The organism is Actinacidiphila yanglinensis (genome assembly GCF_900107965.1).
GTDB lineage: Bacteria > Actinomycetota > Actinomycetes > Streptomycetales > Streptomycetaceae > Actinacidiphila > Actinacidiphila yanglinensis.
In genome coordinates, this window is sequence record NZ_FNVU01000004.1 from 93046 (window position 1) to 114756 (window position 21711).

Sequence of the window (21711 nt, forward strand, 5' to 3'; positions counted from 1 at the left end):
CATGTTCACGCCATTGCGCCAACCGGTAGCAGCGTGCGCCTTCCCCGTCCCCGTCGGCGGACGACAGCATCGGTGCACCGGCCTGGTCGGCCCAGCCTCCCCACCCACCACGTGGGTCACGAACGGCAGGCCGAGTCCCCCCACCACCCTCGCAACTCCCACACCATTGGAGTTCACCGGATGCACACCTTCCGCACCGCCGCCCCGACGCGGGCCGCCGCCGCCACGCTGCTCGCGCTGTCCTGCGCCTGCCTGGCCGGACCCGCCGGAGCCGCCGCCCCGGGCATCGAGTTCGGCGCCGCCCACTACGCCCAGCCGATGCACGGCTTCTCCGGAGACAGCAACTGGGGCGGCTACATAGCCCAGGGCTCCTTCACGAGCATCTCCGGCTCGTGGACCATGCCCACCGTGACCTGCAACTCCTCGAACGACCTCTACGCGCCGTGGATCGGCATCGACGGCTACGGCTCGCAGACGGTCGAGCAGACGGGCGTCCAGGTGGACTGCTCCAGCGGCCGCCCGGAGTACTCCGGTTGGTACGAGATGTACCCGGCCGCGCCGGTGTACTTCAACAACTCCGTGGCCGCGGGCGACACCTTCACCGCCAGCGTGGTCGGCAGCGGCAGCTCGTACACCCTCAAGCTGTCCGACACCACCAAGGGCTGGACGCAGACCGCGACGAAGTCGCTGAACGGCGAGGACGCCAGCGCCGAGGCCGTGATCGAGTCGCCGACGGGCAGCTACCCGTCCTTCAACGACCAGCACTTCAGCGGCATCACCGTCGACGGCCAGGTCTTCGACACCTACGGCCCGCAGGCCATCGACAGCGGCCAGTACACCGAGACCGCGCTCAGCAACGGCGCGTTCGACATCATCCCGGGCTGACCGTCCGTCACATGCCGCCGGGGCCGGACGCGTTCGCGCGCGTCCGGCCCCGCGGCCGTTCCGGAACGGCCACCGTCAGGCGGCCGTGGGGCGGGACGGGCTCCCGGCGGCGACCGCCAGGTGCTCCCCGAAGAAGCCGGTCAGCCGTGCGACCGCGGGCGTGACGTACGCGTCCTTGTCGTAGAGGTCGACGTGCGAGGCCCCCTCGATCCAGTGCAGTTCCTTCGGGCCGCCCGCCCTGCCCAGCGCCTCCACGCTCATCCACGACGTCACCGCCTCACGGCCGGCGATCATGAGCAGCGGGCGCGGGGCGAGCAGGCCGACGGCGTGGAAGGCGTCGAACGCGGCGATGCGGTCGACGCTGGACCAGGTCAGGGTCCGGGCCGAGCGCGGGTGCCGGGCGCGGGAGGTGCAGTAGTACTCCCAGCCCTCGTGGACGTGCGGGCCGCCCTGGCGCGCCTCCTCCTCGGTCCCGGGGAAGAGCGGGAAGCGGCCGGTGCCCTCGCCGCCGGCCTCGGCGGTGCGTGCCGCCGCGGCCTGGTCGAGCATCGCCCCGAGGACGGCGGGGTCCTGGGTCCCGTCGGCGCCCAGCCGGAACTGGCGGGCGATGTCGACGGCACTGACGGTGCCGACGGCCTTCACGCGGTGGTCGGTCGAGGCGGCGGCGAGCGCGTACCCGCCGGAGGCGCAGATGCCCAGCATCCCGACACGGACCGGGTCCACGTCGTCGCGGGTGGTGAGGTAGGACACGGCGGCCTTCAGGTCCTCCACCCGCTGGGCGGGGTCCTCCAGGCCGCGCGGCGCGCCCTCGCTCTCGCCCTGGTAGGCGGCGTCGAAGGCGAGAGCGAGGAACCCCTGCTCGGCGAGCCGCCGCGCGTACAGACCGGCGGCCTGCTCCTTCACGCCGGTGCCGGGGTGGCCCACGACGATCGCGGGGTGCGGTCCGGCGCCGCCGCCCTCGGGGGCGTAGAGGTGGCCGGCGAGGTTCAGGCCGGCACTGGGGAAGGTGACGTCGGTCCGCATGAGTGGGCGCTCCTGTCGTGCTGCGTCGGCGCAGGCCCGGAAGGCCGCCGCCGGTGGCCGCCGGTTCGCCGGCCACCCCTTCACCGTCGCGCCGCCGGGCGGGGGGTGCCAGGGACGGTCCTGCCTATGCATTCCCGTACCAGGCACCCCGCGCCGGCCTCGCGGACACTGGAGGCATGGCACCTTCCGGCACCCCGTCCCACAGCAGCGAGCTGGGCGCGTTCCTGCGCTCGCGCCGCGCCGCGCTCGACCCCCGGCAGGCGGGTCTGCCCGACGACGGCCGGCCGCGACGGGTGCCCGGGCTGCGCAGGGAGGAACTGGCCCAGCTCGCCCACGTCAGCATCGACTACGTGGTCCGGCTGGAGCAGGGGCGCACCCGCCGGGTCTCCCGCCCCGTCCTGGACGCGCTCGCCGACGCGCTCCGACTCGCGGCCGACGAGCGCGCGTACCTCTACACGCTCGCCGACGTCTCCCCGGCCGCGCCCGCGCGCGGACCGGGCCGGTCCGAGGTCGCCACCCGGCTGCGCCGGCTGCTGTCGACCATGCCGGACGTCCCGGCCATGGTGCTGCACCGGGGCATGGACGTCCTCGCCTGGAACCGTGCGGCCGCCGCCCTGCTGACCGACTTCGGCGCCCTGCCCCCGGCCGAGCGCAACCTGATCCGGCTGACCTTCCTCGACGAGTCCTTCCGGGCCCTGTACGCGGACTGGCCGCGCGCCGCCCGCGAGTGCGTCGCGGTCCTGCGCATGGAGGCCGGCCGCACGCCCCACGATCCGGCACTGGCCGCGCTGGTCGGCGAACTCAGCCTCCGCGACCAGGACTTCCGCACCTGGTGGGCGGGCCACCAGGTGCGCGGACCGCGGCAGCTGACCAAGACCTACCGGCATCCGGTCGTCGGCACCCTCACCCTCGACGTGCAGCAGTTCTCCGTCGACACCCACCCCGACCAGCTCCTGGTCGCCTACACCGCGGAGCCCGACTCCCCCTCCGCCGAGGCGCTGCGCTTCCTCCTCCAGTGGTCCGACGCCCGCGGCACCGGCCGGGACGGCGAAGGCGCCGGCCACCCGGGCGGCGCCCGCAATGGGATGCCGTAGCCGCTGCCGGCGCCCTACCGCGCGGGGTGGTGTCCTGCCGTCTGCAGATGCGGCAGTTCCGGTGTGTCGCTGCCCAGCGGGACCGAGGCGGACCGCACCAGGCCGAGCTGCACCGCCTGCCGGGGCAGGATCGCGTCGAGCAGCCAGTCCGCGGCCACCCTGACCCGGTTCCCCGGCATGGCCCACAGGTGGTAGCCGCGGGTCACGGCGCCGGCCGCGATGCCGGACAGCGGGACGCCGAGCGGGTTGGCCGCGGCTTGGACGCCCCCGAGGTCGACGACGAAGCCGAGGTCGTGGTGCCGGTAGGCGCGCGCCTCGCCGTGCCCGTAGGAGGCCGCGATGTTGCGGGCGAGCACCTTGCCCTGGCGTCCGGCGTGCTGGGCGGTCATCGGCGTGTACGACCCGGGCCGGGTCGCGTCCGGCACGGCCGCGGCGTCGCCCGCGGCGTACACCTCCGGGTGGCCGGGGACCCGCAGGTCCGGGCCGACCACCAGCCGGCCCTTCACGGTGGACAGCCCGACGTCGTCGACCAGCGGGTCGGGGCGCACCCCGACGCACCAGATGAGGCTGCGGGTCGCGACGGTCTCCCCGGTACTGAGCAGCACCCCGCGTGCGGTGGCCTCCTTCACCGTCTGCCCGGTGCGCACCTCCACGCCGCGGCGGCGCAGCACCCGGTCGGCGGTCCGCGACAGCCGCGGGTCGAGTTCCGGCAGCACCCGGTCGGCGATGTCGAGCAGCAGCCAGCGCGGCGGGTCCCGGTAGCGCAGCACCCGGTGCCGGCGGACCATCGCGTCGGTGTAGAGCTTGCCCTGGGCGGCCACCTCGGTGCCGGTGTAGCCCGCGCCGACCACCACGAAGGTGCAGCGGTCCGCGCACTCCTCGGGGTCGTCGGTGCCGCCGGCCAGTTCTATCTGGCGGGTGATGTGGTCGCGCAGGTAGAGGGCCTCCGGCATGCCCCGGTAGCCGTGCGCGTGCTCGGTGATGCCCGGGATGGGCAGCAGCCGGTTGACGCTCCCCACGGTGAGCACCAGCCGGTCGTAGGACATGCTGCCCCGGTCGCCCTCCGGCCCGACGTACGACACCTCGCGCCGGTCCAGGTCCACCCGGTCGACCTCGCCGAGCACCAGCCGGGCCCGCCGCAGCGTGCCCGGGAGCGACACCGTGACGCGGCGGGGCTCCAGCACGCCGGACGACACCTGCGGCAGCAGCGGCAGGTAGAGGAAGTAGTCCGTGGGGTTGATCAGCACGACCTCGATCTCCTCGCGGAGACCGCGGTGGCGCAGCAGCGCCCTGGCCGCGTCGTACCCGGCGAATCCGGCGCCGACGACGAGAACACGGGATCGGGACATGGATGCTCCCTTCCTTGTCCCCCAGGTGCCCTTATGTCGCACGTGCCCGGAAATGTGCGGGAGAAAACGGGCCGGGGCGGAAGACGGGGGACGAGGTCGGCGTGGCGCCGCCGCCCCTGAGCCCGGCCCGGCGGCAAAACGGACATAATGAACGGCCGCCCGCCGTCGCGGAACCCTCGGGCCGCCGCGTCCGTCGCCGATTGATCCATCGGGAGCCGACCGTGCCCGATCCCGCCGCGCACCCTGCCGTGAAGCCGCCCGCTCCCGCTGCCGCGCCCGCTCCCGTCGCGGGCGAGCGGATCGCCGACTGGATGAACTCCCGGACCGGCATGTACCAGCGGTTCAGGGGCACGATGCGCAGGACGTTCCCGGACCACTGGTCGTTCATGCTCGGGGAGATCTGCCTCTACAGCTTCGTGCTGCTCGTGGTGACCGGCGTCTACCTCACGTTCTTCTTCCAGCCGTCGATGCACACGGTCGTCTACCACGGGAGCTACGTCCCGCTGCAGGGCATCCGGATGTCCGAGGCGTACCAGTCGGCGCTGCACATCAGCTTCGACGTGCGCGGCGGTCTGCTGATCCGGCAGATGCACCACTGGGCGGCCCTGATCCTGGTCGCCGGGATCCTCGTCCACATGATGCGGCACTTCTTCGGCGGATCGTTCCGCAATCCCCGCGAGATCATCTGGCTGGTGGGGTTCGCGCTCCTCCCGCTGACCCTCTTCGAAGGGCTGACCGGGTACGACCTCCCGGACGACCTGCTGTCCGGAACCGGGACCCACGTCGTCGAGGGAGGGCTGCTGTCGACCCCGCTGATCGGCACGTACCTCTCGATGTTCCTGTTCGGCGGGGAGTTCCCCGGCACCGCCTACGTGCCGCGCTTCAACTCCCTGCACGTGCTGGTGATCCCGGGGCTGATGGCGGCGCTGGTGACGGTGCACCTCCTGCTGCTCTTCCAGCACCGGCACACGCAGTACGCCGGGCCCGGGCGGACGGCCGGGAACACCGTCGGCCTGCCGTTCCTGTGGCTGCGCGCGGCGAAGTCCGGGGGTTTCTTCTTCCTCGTCTCCGGCGTGATCGCGCTGGTCGCCGCGCTCACCCAGATCAACCCGATCTGGGCGTACGGCCCGTTCCGCCCCGACCAGGGATCCGCCGGGTCGCAGCCCGACTGGTACATGGGGTTCGCGGACGGCCTGACGCGCATCATGCCGGGCTGGGAGATCCGGCTGTGGGGGCACACGCTGGTGCTCGGCGTGCTCGTGCCGCTGGTGGTGTTCGGCGGCGTGCTGGCGATCATCGGCGGGTACCCGCTGTTCGAGTCGTGGATCAGCGCCGACCGCTCCGAGCAGCACCTCCTCGACCGGCCGCGCAACCAGCCGGTGCGGACCGGGCTCGGAGCGGCGTGGATCACCCTCTACCTGCTGCTCCTCACGGCCGGCGGGAACGACGTCATCGCCACGCACTTCCACCTCTCGGTCAACGCGGTCACCTGGGCGGTCCGGGTGGGCATCCTCGTCCTGCCACCGGCGGTCTTCCTGCTCGCCAAGAGGGTCGCCCTCGGCCTCCAGCGGCGGGACCGCAACGCGGTGCTCCACGGCAGGGAGACCGGCATCATCAGGCGCCTGCCGAGCGGCGAGTACCTGGAGATGCACTCCCTGCTGTCGCAGGAGCGGCTGCACAAGCTGACCGCCCACGACCAGCCCCCGCCCCTGAGCATCCCGCAGGCCGCCCCCGGCGAGGAGGAGCCGTCCGCCCCCCGCCCGTCCCGCCTCGTACGCCTGCAGGTGAGGCTGTCGCGGGCGATGTACGGGGAGGGCAGCCGCATCGCGAAGGCGACGCCGGAGGAGTACCGGGCGCACCACCCGGTACGGAGGGAGAGTCCGGAGGAGGGGGAGGAGCAGCAGGACCGCGGCTAGGGGGTGGCGCCGAGTTGTTCCTGGTGGGCGGCGTGGGCCACGCGGGCCGCGGCGACGTCGAGGGCGGCGTGGCCGGTGGACTTGAACAGGGTCAGCTCGGCGGGGTCCCGGCGACCCGGCCGGGTGCCGGCCAGCACGGAACCGACGAGGGTGAGCCGGGCGGGGTCGGCGCCCTGCAGTTCGTGGGCGCCGGCCGGCGGGGGTGAGGTGACGGCGCCGTCCCACTCGGCGAAGAGCCGCGCGTCGCGGACGGTGGCCGCGTCGACCTCCCACCCGCCCGAGCCGCCGACGGACCCGACGTGGGCGCCCGGACGCAGCCACGCGCGGTCGAGTACGGGTGCGCGCGCCGCGGTGCAGCACAGCACGGCGTCGGCCGCGCGGACCGCCGACTCGACGGAGGCCGCGGCGGCGACCCCGTGCCGCCCGGCCAGCTCGCGGGTACGGTCCGGGTCGCGGCCGGCGAGCGTGACGGACGGGGTCGCGCCGGCGGCCCAGGGGCGCCGGCGCCCCGGGAGACCGTCCTCGGGTGCGCCGAAGACGGCTGACAGCAGCGTGAGTTGGGCGTCGGCCTGGGCGCCGGTGCCGATCACCGTGATGCGGGCGGTGTCCGGGCGGGCCAGCGCCAGCAGGGCGGCGGTCGCGGTCGCGGCGGTCCGCAGGGCGGTCAGCGGCTCGGCGTCGACCAGGGTGAGCAGCCGCCCGTCCGTCTCGTCGAACAGGGCGACGACGCCCTGGTGCGCGGTGCGCCCCGGGCGGGCCGGATCGTCGAAGACGCTGACCAGTTTGGCGGCCAGGCCGAGGCCGGGCACGTAGGCGGGCATCGTCCCGAGCAGGCCGTACGGCCCGAAGGCGGCGATGCGTGGCGGCGCGGAGACGGTCCCGGCGGCGACGGCCGTCAGCGCGGTGCCGACCGCGTCGAGCAGCCGCAGCGGGTCGAGCGCGGCCACCGTGGCGTCGTGGTCGAGGACGGCCGGCGCGTGGGCGGGCCCCCGCGCGGTCACCGCGCACCGCCCGGCATGCCCAGGGCGGCGGCCAACTCGTCGCTGGCCGAACGCAGTTCGCCCTGCAGCCGGAGCAGGTTCGGCTCCTCGAACTCGGGTGCCGGGCCGACCAGGGTCAGCGCGCAGGGCGGCCGGCCGTCCGGTGCGTGGACGGCGCGGCTGAGGGAGGCCACCATCCGCTGGGTACGGCCGATCTGGACGCCCCAGCCGGTGCGGGCCGCGCGGTCCAGGTCGGCGAGGAGTCCGTCGGGGCCCTCCAGGGGATGGCCCGCGGCGACCGCCGCCGCCAGGTAGGGGGCGCGGGCCCGCTCGTCCATCGCGGCGACCAGGGCCAGCGGACCGGCGAAGCGGTGCACCGGCAGCAGCCCGTCGCGGAGGTCGCTGATCATCTCCAGCCGTTCGGGCCGGACCACGTCGACCACGCGGGACCGGTCCTCCTCGGGGACCTGGAGATTGACCATCATCGACGTGGCCGCGGACAGGCGTTCCAGCACCGGGCGGGCGATGCCGACCAGGGAGTGCGCCGCGGTGGCCCGGGAGAGTTGGAGCACGACGGTGCCCGGCAGGTAGCGGTCGCCGATGCGCATGATCCAGCCGCGCCGGACCAGGTCGGCCAGCACCCGGTGGGCGGTCGGCCGTTGCAGGCCCAGGGGATCGGCGACCTCGCTGAGCCGCAGCGGCCGGTCGGACCGGGCGACGGCCTCCACCAGGTCCAGGGCCTTGTCCACGGCGGAGTTGCCGGACGCGGGCATGGAGCGGGTCCTCTCGTTGTCGCGCGGTTCTCGGGTGCGGGTGCGGGTGCGTATGCGCGGGGTCGGGGTCGGGTCCGGTCCGTCCGGTCAGGGCGCGGGGCGCGAGGTCGGGCCTACCCGGCCCGCTCCGGGGGCGGGTAGGGTGAGCGCTGTTCCGTACAGCGGACTCCCTGTTGCAAGCAATGTAACAGCCCGGGTCTGGAGGGAGAACCCACCCATGAGTGACGAGCCCGTCCCGGCCCCGACGCCGTTCGCCCCGGCACCCGCCGGCGCCGTGGTCCTCTACCGCGGCGCGACCGTCATCGACGGCACCGGCGCCCCGGGCCGACCCGGGACCACGGTCGTCGTCGACGGCGAGCGGATCGTCGAGGTCGCCGCCGACGCCGAGGTCGACCCCGCCGACTACGCGGGCGCCGAACTCGTGGACCTCGCCGGCGCGTTCCTCATCCCCGGGCTGATCGACTCGCACCAGCACCTGGCGACCCCGCCCAACCGCCCGGTCGCCGAGGCCGTGTTGCGCCGCGACTTGTTCGGCGGCGTCACCACCGCCCGCGACATGGCCGACGACCTGCGCCAGGTCGGCGACCTCGCACGCGCCGCGCGGGTCGGCGAGATCGCCGCGCCCGACCTGTACTACGCCGCGCTGATGGCCGGTCCGACCTTCTTCGACGACCCGCGGACGTGGCAGGTCTCCCAGGGCGCGGTACCGGGGAGGAACCCCTGGATGCAGGCGGTGGACGAGGGCACCGACCTCCCGCTCGCCGTCGCCATGGCCCGCGGCACCTCCGCCACCGCCGTCAAGATCTACGCCGACCTGCCGGCCGACCGCGTCGCCGCCATCGCCGCGGAGGCGCACCGGCAGGGCCTGCTGGTCTGGGCGCACGCCACCGTCTTCCCGGCCCGCCCGGGAGAGGTGGTCGCCGCCGGTGCCGACAGCGTCTCGCACGTCACGTTGCTCGTCCACGAGGCCACCGAGGGCCCGCTGGTCCGCTACAGGACCAAGCCCCCGCTCGACGAGGCCCGGTTCGCCGGCGGTGACGACCCCGCGATCGAGGCCCTGTTCGGGGCGATGCGCGAGCGCGGCACCATCCTGGACGCCACCGCCTCGATGTGGGGCCGGATCGCCGCCGCCGGCGGGGACGCCGAGGACGCGCGGCAACGCGCCCTCGCCCAGGACACCGTCTCCGCCGCGCTCACCGCCCAGGCGCACCGTGCCGGGGTGGAGATCTCCACCGGCACCGACAGCGACCCGGACCTCACCCTCGACTGGCCGCCCCTGCATGACGAGTTGGTGTACCTGCACGAACGCTGCGGCATGACGCCGTTGCAGGTCCTCCGCAGCGCCACCCTGATCGGCGCGCGCAGCCTGGGCGGGGCGGACGAGCGCGGCACCGTGGAGGAGGGGAAGCTCGCCGACCTGGTCGTGCTCGACGCCGACCCGGCGGCCGACCTGGCAGCGGCACTGCGCAGCGTTCGTACGGTCGTCAAGCGCGGGTGCAGACACAACCGTTCGGACTTCGAGCGGTCCGGCGCCACCAGCGGCCGGGCAGGTACGGCGGACACCGCGACGGCGATCGCCGGGACGGTGGAGGCTCCGAAGACGGAGGACCCGAAGACGGAGGACCCGAAGTGAGCACGCCCACCCCGCTGATCGTCAACGCCCTCGGCGAGCTGCAGAACCCCAACGCCTCCTCCGAGACGGCCGGTTCGCTGGTCCAGAGCAGCAGCGACATCCGGGTCGACGCGCGCACCATCGCCGACGCCCGCGCTTCCGGGCTGACCGCCGTCACCATCACCCTCGGCTACACCCTCGGCGACATGGAGCCCTACCCGCACACCCTCGCCGAGATCGGGGTCTGGGACCGCATCCTCCAGGAACACCGGGCGGACCTGCGCCAGGTCCGCACCGCCGGGGACATCCTCCGCGCCCGCGAAGAGGGCCGGATCGGTGTGGTCTACGGGTTCCAGAACGCCGTGGCCGTCGGCCAGGACCTCGACCGGGTGGGGGAGTTCGCCCGGCTCGGCGTCCGCGTCGTACAACTCACCTACAACCAGGCCAACCACATCGGCGACGGCTCCATGGCCGCCGGGAACCGCGGGCTCACCCCCTTCGGGCGCGAGCTCGTCGAGCGCCTGGGCGAGCACCACTTGATGGTCGACCTCTCGCACAGCGGCGAGAACACCTGCCTGGAGGCGGCCCGTTCGGCCACCGCACCCGTCTCGATCAACCACACGGGATGCCGGGCGCTGTGCGACCTGCCGCGCAACAAGACCGACGAGGAACTGCGCCTGGTCGCCGAGCGGGGCGGCTTCGTCGGGATCTACTTCATGCCGTTCCTCACCGCCTCCGGCCACCCCACCGCCGACGACGTGGTGGAGCACCTGGTGCACGCGGTGAACGTGTGCGGCGAGGACGCGGTCGGCATCGGCACCGACGGCCCGGTCACCGCCATCGACGACCTGGACGTGTACCGGTCCGCGCTGGCCGAGCACGTGGCGGAGCGGCGGCGGGCCGGGGTCGGCGCCGCCGGCGAGCGCGCCGACACCTTCCCCTTCGTGGTGGACCTGCGCGGCGTCGACCAGTTCCGCACGCTCATCCGGCTGCTGGAGCGGCGCGGCTGGTCCGAGGAGCGCATCGCCCGGGTGATGGGCGGGAACTTCGTCCGGTACGCCGAGCGGATCTGGGGGAACTGAGCTCCCGCCCCGCGGGCCGGGCCGGGGAGGCCCCCCTGATGCGCACCACGGTCAGCCGGGCTGTTCCGGCTCTCCCCGCGCCCGCCTCACTCCTTCGCTCGACGGCGAATCGGTTCTGCTTGGGCCGGCCCGGTGACACCGCGAGACCTTGCCGATGACCAGGGAATACGGCGGACACGACGTTTACCGGAACACGCGAGGTCGAGATGAAGCGTTGGGGAATTTCCGTCCTGGTGACCGCGACGGCCCTTGCCGTGAGCGGGGCCACTCTCGCCGCCGCGCAGGACGATGGCAGCGGAAAGCAGCGGTCGGCCCGGGCGGCGCGAGCGTCCGTCGGGCGCTACTGGGGCACCGACATCCCGGTCGGGCCGGGCCAGTACGCGACGGCGAGCGTGTCCTGTCCGGCAGGGATGGTGAGCACCGGCGGCGGAGGAGCCATCGGCGGCGGCAGCCAGAACGGCGGCGATCCGTTCTTCACCGGTTCCTACGGAGGCCCTGACAACTGGAACATCGGCGTGAAGAACACGGACAGCGTGACGCGGACCGTCAACGCCTTCGTGGTCTGCATCACCCCCTGAGATTCCCTGATCCGGGTGCCTCGGAGCCCTGGCGATGCCGCAGCCGCCGGTCCGTCCGCCGAACAGGCGGTCGGGCATGGTGGCCCTCACCCGGCGACTCTCCAGCGGTGTCACACGGTGAGCGGTCCGTCGTCGGGAGTGATGGGGGCCGGGAGGGCCGTGGAGCCGGTCAGGTAGCGGTCGGCGGCGGCCGCGGCCGAGCGCCCCTCCGCGATGGCCCACACCACGAGGGACTGGCCACGCCCCGCGTCGCCCGCGATGAAGATCCCGTCCGTCCCGTGCGCGGTCTCCGCCGCGAAACCCGCGTCCCGGGCGAAATTGCCGCGGCCGTCCCACGCCAGCCCGAGCTGCTCCGTCAGGCCGGTGCCGCGCTCCGGGCCGGAGAACCCCAGGGCGAGCAGCACCAGCTCCGCCGGGATCACCCGCTCGGTGCCCGGCCGCGGCCGCCGCTCCCGGGGCTCCACCTCCGTCAGGTGCAGGGCGCGCACCCGGCCGGTCGCGCTCCCCTCGAAGCGCAGGGTGGCGGCGGAGAAGACCCTCGGGTCCGTGCCCGCCCGGCCGCGGGCCTCCTCGTGGGCGTGCGAGATCCGGTAGACCTTCGGGTAGGTCGGCCAGGGCTCGCCGGCCGGCCGGCCCTGCTCGGGCTCCGGGTTGATGTCCAGCTGCAGTACGGAGGCGGCGCCCTGGCGCAGCACCGTACCCAGGCAGTCCGAACCGGTGTCCCCGCCGCCGACGATCACCACGTGCTTGCCCTCGGCGGTGATCGGCGAGACGGCGTAGTCGCCCTGCACGGTCCGGTTGGCGAAGGTCAGGTACTCCATGGCCTGGTGGATGCCGAGCAGGTTCCGGCCGGGAACGGGCAGCTCGCGCTGCTCCCGGGCGCCGACGGCGACGACCAGCACGTCGTGCCGCGTCATGAGTTCCGCGGCGTCGAGTTCACCGCCCACGTCCACGCCGGTACGGAAGGTGGTCCCCTCCGCGCGCATCTGCTCGGTCCGGCGGTCCAGGTACCGCTTCTCCATCTTGAACGCCGGGATGCCGTAGCGGAGCAGCCCGCCCACCCGGTCGGCGCGCTCGTAGACGACGACGGTGTGGCCGCTGCGGGTGAGTTGCTGCGCGGCCGCCAGACCGGCCGGCCCGGAGCCGACGACGGCGACGCTCTTCTCGCTGAGCCGCTCCGGGGGCTGCGGCCGGGTGTACCCCCGCTCCCAGCTCTGGTCGGCGATCGCCTGCTCGACGTTCTTGATCGTCACCGGATCGGTGTTGATCGCCAGCACGCAGGCGTCCTCGCACGGCGCCGGGCACAGCCGCCCGGTGAACTCGGGGAAGTTGTTCGTCGCGTGCAGCCGCTCGGAGGCGGCTCGCCAGTCGCCGTGCTCGGCGTAGGTGTTCCACTCCGGAATGAGGTTCCCGAGCGGGCAGCCGCTGTGGCAGAACGGGATGCCGCAGTCCATGCAGCGCGTGGCCTGCTCCGACACGACCGGGAGCAGCGCCTGGCCGGCGTACACCTCGTCCCAGTCGCCCAGCCGCTCCTCGACGGGCCGCGCCGGAACCGCCCGGCGGGGGTACTTCATGAAGCCGCGGATATCGGTCATTGCGACGCCTCCGTCGCCCACTCGCGGAGTCATGGACCGTTCCCACTAGTTTAGGACCGTTTTGCTGTTGTTTTTGCCCGTCGCCGATGATTTGCCCCCTCGGGGACGTCAGACGGTCGGCGATGCGGTGGCGGGGGTGCTGGGGGTGGGCGCGGTGTTCGAGGCCGGGGGCCGGGCTGTCGGCAGGCGGATCTAGGATCTGATCTTCAGGAGCGGTGGGGCTGCTCCGGGGGGGATCGGGAGAACTCGTGCACAGATCATTCACGGCCGCGGCGGTACTCGGCGTGCTTGCCGCCGCGCTGGCGGTGCCCGCCTCGGCGTCGGCCGACTCGGCCGTCCCGTACAAAGGCGCCAACACCGCTGCCGTACAGGACGACTTCAACGGCGACGGGTACCGCGATGTCGCGGTGGGCGCGCCCAGCGCGGCGAACGGCCAGGTGGAGAGCGCGGGCGGCGTCGTCGTGCTCTACGGCTCGGCGACCGGCGTGACCGCGTCGTCCCAGCGGACCGTCATCACGCAGGCGACCGCGGGTATCCCGGGCGACCCCGAGCCCTGGGACAGGTTCGGCCGGACCGTCGCGACCGGGGACCTCGACGGGGACGGCTACGCGGACCTGATCGTCGGCATCCCGGACGAGGCCGTCGGCGCCGAGGCCGGCCGGGGCACTGTCACCGTCGTCTGGGGTGGGCCGTCGGGCCTCAAGGGCGGCGCGACCATCTCGGTGCCGTCGGGCTACAGCGTGGCGGGAGACAACGACTGCGGCTTCGGCGGGTCGCTGGCGGTGGGTGACATCAACGGCGACGGCCACCCGGACCTCGCGGTCGGTTCGAACTGCGAGGGTGCCGTCTACACCGGTCCGTTCGGCCGCGACGGGAAGGCCGCAGCCGTCCGGAGCCAGTTCTCCACCGGCATGTCGCGTGGCGTGGTGATGGGCGATGTCAACGGCGACGGCAAGGCGGAGCTCTTCTGGCTGTCCGGCCCTGAGGACGGCAACATCCGGGGACCGGTGTACCTCGACAACGGGCTGTCGGGGAACGCCAACCGGGCGGTCCGGTTCACCCTCGCCCACGGATTCCTTGGCCAGGTCGGTGACGTGAACGGCGACGGCTACGGCGACCTGGTGACCGGGATCTCCGACTTCTCGGAGCCCGCCGATCCCTCGGGCCCGCACCTCGGCGGCGAGATCGAGGTCCTGTACGGCGGCCCGAACGGCATCGCCCCCGATCAGGCGCCGCACGTCTACGACCAGGACACCGCGGGTGTTCCGGGAGCCGGTGAGCAGGGCGACGGGTTCGGCTACGGGCTGAGCGTCGGCGACACCAACGGTGACGGCTACGACGACGTGCTGGTCGGCTCGCCCGGTGAGGCGGTCGGCAGCATCAGGAATGCCGGGCAGGCCACCTTGCTGCTCGGTTCCGCCGCGGGGCTGACCGGCGCCGGGTCCGTCGGGTACCAGCAGAACGTCACGGGCGTGCCGGGCGCCGCCGAGACCGACGACTTCTTCGGTGCCGCAGTGCACCTGGCGGACGTCAACAAGGACGGCAAGGCGGACGCGTTCGTCGGCATCCCCGGGGAGGACGCCAGCGGCTGCATCTGGATCGCCCGCGGCACCTCCACCTCCCCGGCGATCAGCGGCTCGCTCAACCTCGGCGGTGCGACGGCCGGCGTGCCCTCCCTCGACGCAGGGCAGTGGGGATTCGGCACGAGCTTCACCAGCCCGAACGCCGAGTAGGAGCGGGGTGACGCGGTCTCCGTCCCCTCGTCGGTCCGTCGGGACCCACCCCAGGTCGTCCGCGGCGTCACGGGCCGGGGCGAACCAGCGCAGATACGGGTCGGCCGGGCCGAGCACCTGGTCGTGGTGCCGGCCGGCATCGCGGAGGGCGGCTCCCACCAGGTAACGGGAGTTGCGCTGGGCGAGGGGGCCGCGCAGCGCGGGGAGGTCGAGTGCGGTGGTCGCCAGCAGGCCGGGGGCCTCCGCGAAGACCCACGCCACCGGGCGCCGGCGGGCGGCCTCTTCGAGTCGGGCGGTGAAGGCGTGACGCGCCGGGCCGGTGAGGTGGCTGAGCAGCGAGGCGGTGAACACGACCACCGGCTCGCCGCCCGGCAGTTCGCCGAGGATCCGGGCGGTGTCCGTGGTTGCGTCGCCCGTGACCACGTGCGGCGGTCCCGCGGCGAGCGAGAGCGCGATCGCGGCCTGCAAGGTGGCGATTTCCTCGGCCCACTGGTCCCGGGCCACGGCCACAGCGTGCCCCCTCGCCGGCGCCGGACCCGCGTCGTATCCGCCGGCAGGATCCGGTGATCCGGTTTCCGACGGTCGTCGCGCGGATGCCGGTGGTGCCCCCAACGGGATTCGAACCCGTGCTACCGCCTTGAAAGGGCGGCGTCCTGGGCCACTAGACGATGAGGGCTGAGGGCCTGCCGTGGTGGCCTCGCGGCGCACTTCGGGGACCCGGGAAGCATATGGGATGGGTCGGGCGAACGGCAAAACGGTTTCGCGGGGCGGCGTGGGCGAGCTTGCCGGGGATCGGGGCGGGTTGGAGGGGACGCGCGGGGGTGGGGCGGGAAAGAATGAGGGCGTGCTGGAGATGAGCCGGGAGGACTTCGAGGAACTGGTCGGCGAGGCGCTGGACCGGGTTCCTCCCGAGCTGACCCGTTTGATGGACAACGTGGCCGTCTTCGTGGAGGACGAGCCCGAAGCCGGCAGCCCCGAACTGCTCGGGCTCTACGAGGGGACCCCGCTGACCGAGCGCGGCGAGTGGTACGCGGGTGTGCTGCCGGACCGGATCACGATCTACCGCGGCCCGACCCTGCGGATGTGCGACACCCGCGAGGACGTCGTCGCCGAGACGGAGGTGACCGTCGTCCACGAGATCGCCCACCATTTCGGGATCGACGACGAGCGGCTGCACGCCCTGGGCTACGGCTGACCGCGGGGCACGCGCGCGGGTGGGCCGGGGCACGGCGCGAGGCGGGGCCGGACACACCCGCGGAGCGGCCGTACGGGCGGGTGGGCGTGTCCTGCCGGGCCGCCCCGGCGTTGGTCAGGGCGACTCCCGGGCGCGCGCGGCGGAGGGCTGCCGGCGCCGGCGCACGACGTGCGCGCGCCCCGCTCCGACCCCCTCCCGAGGTGCCGACGTGCTGCCAGCCCCTGCCACCCCCACGGCCCCGCCCCCCGCTCCGGCCGCGCCCGTCGACCCGCCGCTGACCTCCGGCTCCGCCGCTCCGGCCGCTCCTGCCACCCCCGCCGACCAGGCCGCGCGCGCCGCAGGCACCCCCCGCCAGCCCGGCGCGGCCCTCCGCTCGGGCGTGCGCGCCGCCGCGATGGTCGCGGTGGTGGCCGCGGCCGTGGCGGCGTGCGTCAGCGCGGGCAGCGGCACGCCCGACTCGAAGGGCCCGAGCCGGGCCCCGGCCAGCGCCGCCGGCGGCACGGATGCCCGGCCCGGCGCCGGAACGTACGCACCCGAGCACGGCCGCGCCTCCGACGGGAAGGCGCCGCACTCCGGCGGCAAGGGCTCCACCTCGCCCGGCGGCAGTACGACCCCCTCGGACGGGGCGTCCCATGTGACCGGCGGCACACCGGCCACGGGCAAGCCGCGCCCCACCGCCCAGGGCTCGCCGACCGCGGCTCCGACCAGCGACGCGCCCTCCGGCCAGCCGTCCGACTCCGCCTCGCCGAGCACGTCGGCGGCCCCCTCCGGCTCGGCGTCCGACCCGGCCACCGGCACGGGAGGCGACTCCGCGGGGGCCGGCGGGGCGGGCGGCGCGGGCGGGTCCGACGGGAGCGGGCACGCCGCGCGAAGCCGGCGCGCACACGCTCTACGCAGGTGATTCGCTAAAGCGGCAGCGGATGCGTATGCTGGTAGATCGTTTGATCCCACCTGTCTGGCGCCTGATCCGAAACGCGCCCCCGTGGCGCGTTCCTTTTCTCCTGTGGCTGACCGCATCGAGGCGGTTGTAAGCAACCTGCGGAGCTGGCGCGTGCCGTAAGTCTCCGAGAGGTTTAGCTTCAGCATGTCCAATGTCAGTGCCGACCGTTCCGCCATGCCCGAGAACGACGCCGACGCCGTCGAGTCCGGCCCCGTGACCGTGGACGCCCTCCTGGGCGCCGACGACGCGGTCGCCGTGGACGACGCGGCCACCCCCGCGTACGACGACGCGGCCACCGAGCCCACCGACTCCGACGAGGCCGCGGACTCCACCGAGCCCGCCGAGCCCACCGTCACCTTCTCGGACCTCGGCCTCCCCGAGGCCATCGTCCGCAAGCTCAACCAGAACCAGGTCGTCACCCCCTTCCCGATCCAGGCCGCGACCATCCCGGACGCGTTGGCCGGCCGGGACATCCTCGGGCGCGGCCGCACCGGCTCGGGCAAGACCCTCTCCTTCGGTCTGCCGCTGCTCACCCTGCTCTCCGGTGGCCACACCGAGCGCAAGCGCCCGCGCGGCGTGATCCTCACCCCCACCCGCGAGCTGGCGATGCAGGTCGCCGACGCCCTCCAGCCGTACGGCGACGTGCTCGGCCTGAAGATGAAGGTCGTCTGCGGCGGCACCTCGATGCAGAACCAGATCTACGCCCTCGAACGCGGCGTGGACGTCCTGGTCGCCACCCCCGGCCGGCTGCGCGACCTGATCAACCGGGGCGCCGCCTCGCTCGACCAGGTGCAGATCGCGGTCCTGGACGAGGCCGACCAGATGGCCGACATGGGCTTCCTGCCCGAGGTCACCGAGATCCTGGACCTGATCCCGGCCGGCGGCCAGCGGCTGCTGTTCTCCGCCACCCTGGAGAACGAGATCGACTCCCTCGTGCGCCGCTACCTGGTCGAGCCGGTCACCCACGAAGTGGACGCGGCCCAGGGCGCGGTGACCACCATGAGCCACCACGTGCTCGTCGTGAAGCCGAAGGACAAGGCCCCGGTCACCGCGGCGATCGCCGCACGCAAGGGCCGCACCATCATCTTCGTCCGCACCCAGATGGGCGCCGACCGCGTCGCCGAGCAGCTGATCGAGTCCGGCGTCCGCGCCGACGCGCTGCACGGCGGCATGACCCAGGGCGCGCGTACCCGCACCCTGGAGGACTTCAAGGGCGGGCACGTCAACGTGCTGGTCGCCACCGACGTCGCCGCTCGCGGCATCCACGTCGACGGCATCGACCTGGTGCTGAACGTCGACCCGGCCGGCGACCACAAGGACTACCTGCACCGTTCGGGCCGCACCGCCCGCGCGGGCGAGTCCGGCACGGTGGTCTCGCTGGCCCTGCCGCACCAGCGCAAGCAGATCTTCCGGCTGATGGAGGACGCCGGCGTCGACGCCTCCCGCCATGTCATCGGCGGCGCGGGCGTGTTCGACGACGACGTGGCCCGGATCACCGGCGCCCGCTCGCTCACCGATGTGCAGGCGGACGCGGTGCAGAACGCGGCCACCCAGGCGGAGCGCGAAGTCGCCGAGCTGACCAAGCAGTTGGAGCGGGTGCAGCGGCGTGCCAACGAGCTGCGCGAGGAGGCGGACCGGCTCACCGCCCGTTCCGCCCGCGAGCGCGGCGAGGACCCGGAGGAGGCGGTGGCCGCGAAGGCCGCCGAGCTCGCCGCCGAGGCCGCTGCCGCGGCGGCCGCGGCTGCCGCCGTGCCCGAGCCCCGCGAGGAGCGGTCCTCCTACCAACGGCGCGACGAGCGCGGCAACTTCGAGCGCCGCGACGACCGTCGTGACGACCGTCGTGACGCGCGTCCCTCGTACGGCGACCGCGACCGTGACCGGAACCGCCGTGACGACCGCGGTGGCGACCGTCGCGACTCCCGCCCGGCCTACAACCGTGACGACCGTCGTGACTCCCGTCCGTCCTACGGTGACCGGGACCGTCGTGACGCGCGTCCGGCGTACAACCGTGACGACCGTCGTGACTCCCGCCCCTCGTACGGTGACCGGGACCGTCGCGACTCCCGCCCGGCGTACAACCGTGACGACCGTCGTGACTCCCGCCCGTCCTACGGTGACCGGGACCGTCGCGACTCCCGCCCGGCGTACAACCGCGACGACCGGCGGCCGTCCTACGAGCGGCGCGACGACCGGCCGTTCAACCGCGACCGTCGTGACTCCCGTCCGTCCTACGGTGACCGCGACCGCCGTCCGTCCTTCGGCGGCGACCGCGACAGCCGCCCGTCGTCGTCCTACAGCCGCGACAGCGCGCCGACGTCGCACGGCGACCGCAAGCCGCGCTGGAAGCGGAACGGCTGACAGCCGCTTCCCGTAGGGACGTTCGTACGGGCCCGGCCCCCGCGTACACACGCGGGGGCCGGGCCCGTTCCGCGTTGCGGGGGCCGGGGAGGCTGGACAGGGCCTGCGGTCGGCCGAACAATGCTGCGAATGGACGCGGTGGGGGACGGCGCGGGGCAGCCTGGACAGGAGCCGGAGCAAGTGCCTTTGCGGGCCTCGGAGTCGGAGGCCGGGGCGGAGCGGGCGGGGCCGGAGCAGCCGGGGGCGGGTACCGGGCTGCGGCGGAACCGCGACTGGCGGGCGCTGTGGTTCGGGCAGGCCGTGTCGGTGCTCGGGGACAACATCTTCGACATCACGGTGGTGCTGTGGGTCGGCACCGTCATCGCCAGGGGCGCGAGTTGGGCTCCGGTGGCGGTCGGCGCCGTCCTGATCGCGGCCATGCTGCCGGTCCTCCTGCTGGGGCCGATCGCGGGCGTGTTCGCCGACCGCTGGAACCACCGGCGCACCATGCTCAGCACCGACCTGATCCGTACCGTCCTCACGCTGACCCTGCTCACCGTTCCGCTCTCCGGTGACGCCCTGCCACGTGCGGTCCAACTCGCCTTCGTCTACACGGTGGTGGCCCTCAACGCGGCGGCAGCGCAGTTCTTCTCCCCGGCCAGGTTCGCGCTCATCGCCCGGACCGTGCCGCCCGCCGACCGGGCGCAGGCGTCGAGCCTCACCCAGGCGAGCAGCAGCCTCGCGGCGGTCATCGGTCCGCCGCTGGCCGCGCCGTTGCTCTACACGGTGGGCGTGCGGTGGGCGCTGGTCGCCAACGCGGGGTCGTTCGCGGTGTCGTTCCTCGCGGTGCGCAGGGTCCAGGGGGCGGGGGACCTCGATCCGGAGGTGGCCGACCGCCGTACCGCCGCCCTCTTCCAGGGCGTCATGACCGACTTCCGGGAGGGGGTGCGGGCCTTCGCGGGCAGCCGGGTACTGGTCGCGGTCTGCTCGGCCACCGCCGTGGCCATGGTCGGCGTCGGCGCGCTGAACGTGCTCGACGTCTTCTTCGTCTCCGACAACCTGCACGCCCAGGCGAAGTGGCTCGGCTTCCTCGGTGCCGCTTTCGGCCTCGGCTCGGTGCTCGGCGCGCTCCTCAACGGCCCCGTCGCGCGCCGGATCGGCGTCCGCAACGTCTTCTGGCTCGGACTCGTCGTCGCCGGCGTCCTCATGCTCGCCTACTCCCGCGTGTCCTCCCTCGCGTGGGCGGTGCCGCTCCTCTTCCTCGCCGGCCTGCCGATCAGCGCGATCAACGCCGTGCTGGGGCCGCTCATCATGGACTCGACCCCGCGGGAACTCCTCGGCCGGGTGATCGCTCTCATCAACCCGGCCATCCAGCTCGCCTCCGTCCTGTCGATGGCGCTCGCCACGGTCCTCACCAGCACGGTTCTCCTGCATTTTCACGCGAGCGTGCTCGGGGTCCACCTGGGGCCCATCGACACGGTCTTCGGCGTGGCCGCCCTCCTGATGGTTGCCGCGGGCCTCCTCGCCCTCCGCACCCTCCGCCCCGCGCCTCCCGCCCAGGGATGACCCGCCCAGTCCCACCCGGGGGCAACCCGGTCCCGCCGCCTGGGGGTAACCCGGCAGACCCCGCCCGACCGCACCGTTATGCTGTCGGTGCGGGCCGTTAGCTCAATTGGCAGAGCAGTGGACTTTTAATCCATTGGTTGTGGGTTCGAGTCCCACACGGCCTACCGCTGAAGCCCTGGTCAGACAACAAGTCGACCGGGGTTCTTCGCGTTTTCGGGGGCGTAGGGATCGCTTGCTGGCCCATAGCCGGCCCGAGAGGTAGACGATCATGTGCGCGAATTCCTGTCGGATCGCCCGCGAGCCCACCTAGCAGTTGAGGGGGTTCGTCCCTCGATGACGTGAGGAGCACCACATGTTCTGCGCGAGCTGCAAGCACCCCGGCGTGCATGCCGAAGTGGCGGGCCGCGAGGGGATGCCGGAGCGCTGCACCCAGTGCCCGCAGTAGAAGTAGTGGCCCGTGGTTTGGTACCGCGTGACGTGGTCTCTGTCGCGGGTGCGGTTGTAGACCTCGGGTAGCCCGGCGAGGTCGAGTTCGTCCTCGCTGCTGGTAACGGTGGCGACGTAGGCCCCGTTACGGAGCGCGGAGAAGTCCTCGCTGCGCAGGGAGACGGAGCCGGTCGCGCACAGCACCAAGCCCGCGTTGTGGAGGGCGGCGTCGCGATCGCGGGCGACGGTGAATCCCTGGCTGAGCGCTTGGGTGCGGCGGATCGGGTCGATGTCGTACACGGTGACCTGCACCCCCTTGGCGTGCAGCAGGCGGGCGATGGAGGAGCCGAGCTTCCCGAACCCGATGACGAGCGCGGGCCGGCCGTGCATGATGTCGCCGCGGCCGCGCATGAGGGCCTCGGTGGAGAACACGACGGACTGGCCGACGAGGAAGTCCTCGGGGTCCTTGAGCGGGGACCGGGCGACGGACACTACGGGGCAGGGAGGTTTCTCGGCCTCGGCGTACCGCTTGTGGCCGTTGGCGGAGTCGGTCGTACGGGCGCGGCTCGCCGCGGCGGCCCGACGAGCACCGACTTCGGGACTCGGCGGTGGATAGGCTCGAGCTGC

The 21711-nt window shown here is 73.6% G+C and carries 16 protein-coding genes, 2 tRNA genes and 2 pseudogenes; 12 read left to right on the forward strand and 8 right to left on the reverse strand.

What is annotated here, in order from left to right:
* Window positions 1–180 precede the first annotated feature (180 nt).
* Entirely contained in the window at window positions 181–885 is a 705-nt protein-coding gene (locus C4U44_RS10305) for a G1 family glutamic endopeptidase (protein ID WP_200823205.1), read from the forward strand.
* 75 nt (window positions 886–960) lie between these two features.
* On the opposite strand, the gene C4U44_RS10310 is transcribed toward C4U44_RS10305, so the two are convergent.
* Window positions 961–1908, reverse strand: coding sequence for an alpha/beta hydrolase (locus tag C4U44_RS10310; protein ID WP_103885401.1), 948 nt, complete (start codon window positions 1906–1908; stop codon window positions 961–963).
* Between the two features lie 176 nt (window positions 1909–2084).
* Here C4U44_RS10310 and C4U44_RS10315 point away from each other — a divergent pair, with 176 nt between their 5' ends.
* Window positions 2085–3002 carry a helix-turn-helix transcriptional regulator gene (locus tag C4U44_RS10315; protein WP_103885402.1) on the forward strand — a complete coding sequence of 306 codons (918 nt, stop codon included), beginning with the start codon at window positions 2085–2087 and terminating at the stop codon, window positions 3000–3002.
* A 14-nt stretch (window positions 3003–3016) separates the two neighbouring features.
* Here the strand turns inward: C4U44_RS10315 and C4U44_RS10320 are convergent, their stop codons facing one another.
* Entirely contained in the window at window positions 3017–4351 is a 1335-nt protein-coding gene (locus tag C4U44_RS10320) for an NAD(P)/FAD-dependent oxidoreductase (RefSeq protein WP_103885403.1), read from the reverse strand.
* A 311-nt stretch (window positions 4352–4662) separates the two neighbouring features.
* On the opposite strand from C4U44_RS10320, the gene qcrB reads away from it, so the two are divergent.
* Window positions 4663–6267: a cytochrome bc1 complex cytochrome b subunit gene (gene qcrB, locus C4U44_RS10325; protein ID WP_103885795.1), complete on the forward strand. Its 1605-nt coding sequence runs from the start codon at window positions 4663–4665 to the stop codon at window positions 6265–6267.
* On the opposite strand, the gene C4U44_RS10330 is transcribed toward qcrB, so the two are convergent.
* Both C4U44_RS10330 and C4U44_RS10335 read right to left on the reverse strand, forming a co-directional pair.
* Complete coding sequence (locus C4U44_RS10330) at window positions 6264–7268, reverse strand: hypothetical protein (protein ID WP_103885404.1); 1005 nt, start codon at window positions 7266–7268, stop codon at window positions 6264–6266. The two genes, qcrB and C4U44_RS10330, sit on opposite strands and share 4 nt — an antisense overlap.
* Entirely contained in the window at window positions 7265–8020 is a 756-nt protein-coding gene (locus tag C4U44_RS10335) for an IclR family transcriptional regulator (RefSeq protein WP_235031966.1), read from the reverse strand. The genes C4U44_RS10330 and C4U44_RS10335 overlap by 4 nt, the downstream gene beginning before the upstream one ends.
* Before the next feature lie 217 nt (window positions 8021–8237).
* Here C4U44_RS10335 and C4U44_RS10340 point away from each other — a divergent pair, with 217 nt between their 5' ends.
* The 3 genes from C4U44_RS10340 to C4U44_RS10350 all read left to right on the forward strand — a co-directional run bounded on the left by C4U44_RS10340 (window position 8238) and on the right by C4U44_RS10350 (window position 11292).
* Window positions 8238–9653, forward strand: a complete 1416-nt coding sequence (locus tag C4U44_RS10340; RefSeq protein WP_103885405.1) for an amidohydrolase family protein — start codon at window positions 8238–8240, stop codon at window positions 9651–9653.
* On the forward strand, window positions 9650–10714 hold the full coding sequence (locus C4U44_RS10345; protein WP_103885406.1) for a dipeptidase: 1065 nt from the start codon (window positions 9650–9652) through the stop codon (window positions 10712–10714). The genes C4U44_RS10340 and C4U44_RS10345 overlap by 4 nt, the downstream gene beginning before the upstream one ends.
* A gap of 254 nt (window positions 10715–10968) precedes the next feature.
* On the forward strand, window positions 10969–11292 hold the full coding sequence (locus C4U44_RS10350; RefSeq protein WP_146088231.1) for a hypothetical protein: 324 nt from the start codon (window positions 10969–10971) through the stop codon (window positions 11290–11292).
* A gap of 110 nt (window positions 11293–11402) precedes the next feature.
* On the opposite strand, the gene C4U44_RS10355 is transcribed toward C4U44_RS10350, so the two are convergent.
* On the reverse strand, window positions 11403–12887 hold the full coding sequence (locus C4U44_RS10355; protein ID WP_103885408.1) for a glutamate synthase subunit beta: 1485 nt from the start codon (window positions 12885–12887) through the stop codon (window positions 11403–11405).
* 248 nt (window positions 12888–13135) lie between these two features.
* Between C4U44_RS10355 and C4U44_RS10360 the strand changes: the two genes are divergently transcribed.
* Window positions 13136–14620 carry an FG-GAP and VCBS repeat-containing protein gene (locus C4U44_RS10360; protein WP_103885409.1) on the forward strand — a complete coding sequence of 495 codons (1485 nt, stop codon included), beginning with the start codon at window positions 13136–13138 and terminating at the stop codon, window positions 14618–14620.
* 93 nt (window positions 14621–14713) lie between these two features.
* Here C4U44_RS10360 and C4U44_RS43580 read toward each other — a convergent pair.
* A pseudogene (locus C4U44_RS43580) lies at window positions 14714–15130 on the reverse strand (DUF2332 family protein); the annotation flags it as partial.
* A gap of 90 nt (window positions 15131–15220) precedes the next feature.
* Window positions 15221–15296: transfer RNA gene (locus tag C4U44_RS10370), tRNA-Glu, on the reverse strand.
* Between the two features lie 168 nt (window positions 15297–15464).
* Here C4U44_RS10370 and C4U44_RS10375 point away from each other — a divergent pair.
* From C4U44_RS10375 to C4U44_RS10395, 5 genes are all read left to right on the forward strand, one after another.
* Window positions 15465–15815, forward strand: coding sequence for a metallopeptidase family protein (locus C4U44_RS10375; protein WP_103885410.1), 351 nt, complete (start codon window positions 15465–15467; stop codon window positions 15813–15815).
* Window positions 15816–16023: 208 nt separating this feature from the next.
* The gene (locus C4U44_RS41085; protein WP_146088232.1) at window positions 16024–16716 is read left to right on the forward strand and encodes a hypothetical protein; all 693 of its coding nucleotides are present in this window, start codon (window positions 16024–16026) and stop codon (window positions 16714–16716) included.
* A gap of 183 nt (window positions 16717–16899) precedes the next feature.
* Window positions 16900–19113: a DEAD/DEAH box helicase gene (locus tag C4U44_RS10385; RefSeq protein WP_103885412.1), complete on the forward strand. Its 2214-nt coding sequence runs from the start codon at window positions 16900–16902 to the stop codon at window positions 19111–19113.
* Window positions 19114–19293: 180 nt separating this feature from the next.
* A complete protein-coding gene (locus tag C4U44_RS10390; RefSeq protein WP_160145008.1) occupies window positions 19294–20658 on the forward strand; it encodes an MFS transporter in 1365 nt (454 codons plus the stop codon).
* Window positions 20659–20749: 91 nt separating this feature from the next.
* Window positions 20750–20822: transfer RNA gene (locus C4U44_RS10395), tRNA-Lys, on the forward strand.
* Between the two features lie 277 nt (window positions 20823–21099).
* Here C4U44_RS10395 and C4U44_RS10400 read toward each other — a convergent pair.
* Window positions 21100–21633 (reverse strand): annotated as a pseudogene (locus tag C4U44_RS10400) (NAD(P)-dependent oxidoreductase); the annotation flags it as partial.
* Between the last annotated feature and the right edge of the window lie 78 nt (window positions 21634–21711).

Excerpts from the sequence above, each read along its gene's own strand:
- C4U44_RS10305 (WP_200823205.1), top strand. The coding sequence starts at position 181 with ATGCACACCTTCCGCACCGCCGCCCCGACGCGGGCCGCCGCCGCCACG.
- qcrB (WP_103885795.1), top strand. The coding sequence starts at position 4,663 with ATGAACTCCCGGACCGGCATGTACCAGCGGTTCAGGGGCACGATGCGC.
- C4U44_RS10315 (WP_103885402.1), top strand. The coding sequence starts at position 2,085 with ATGGCACCTTCCGGCACCCCGTCCCACAGCAGCGAGCTGGGCGCGTTC.
- C4U44_RS10355 (WP_103885408.1), bottom strand. The coding sequence starts at position 12,887 with ATGACCGATATCCGCGGCTTCATGAAGTACCCCCGCCGGGCGGTTCCG.
- C4U44_RS10340 (WP_103885405.1), top strand. The coding sequence starts at position 8,238 with ATGAGTGACGAGCCCGTCCCGGCCCCGACGCCGTTCGCCCCGGCACCC.
- C4U44_RS10385 (WP_103885412.1), top strand. The coding sequence starts at position 16,900 with ATGTCCAATGTCAGTGCCGACCGTTCCGCCATGCCCGAGAACGACGCC.
- C4U44_RS10320 (WP_103885403.1), bottom strand. The coding sequence starts at position 4,351 with ATGTCCCGATCCCGTGTTCTCGTCGTCGGCGCCGGATTCGCCGGGTAC.
- C4U44_RS10310 (WP_103885401.1), bottom strand. The coding sequence starts at position 1,908 with ATGCGGACCGACGTCACCTTCCCCAGTGCCGGCCTGAACCTCGCCGGC.
- C4U44_RS10335 (WP_235031966.1), bottom strand. The coding sequence starts at position 8,020 with ATGCCCGCGTCCGGCAACTCCGCCGTGGACAAGGCCCTGGACCTGGTG.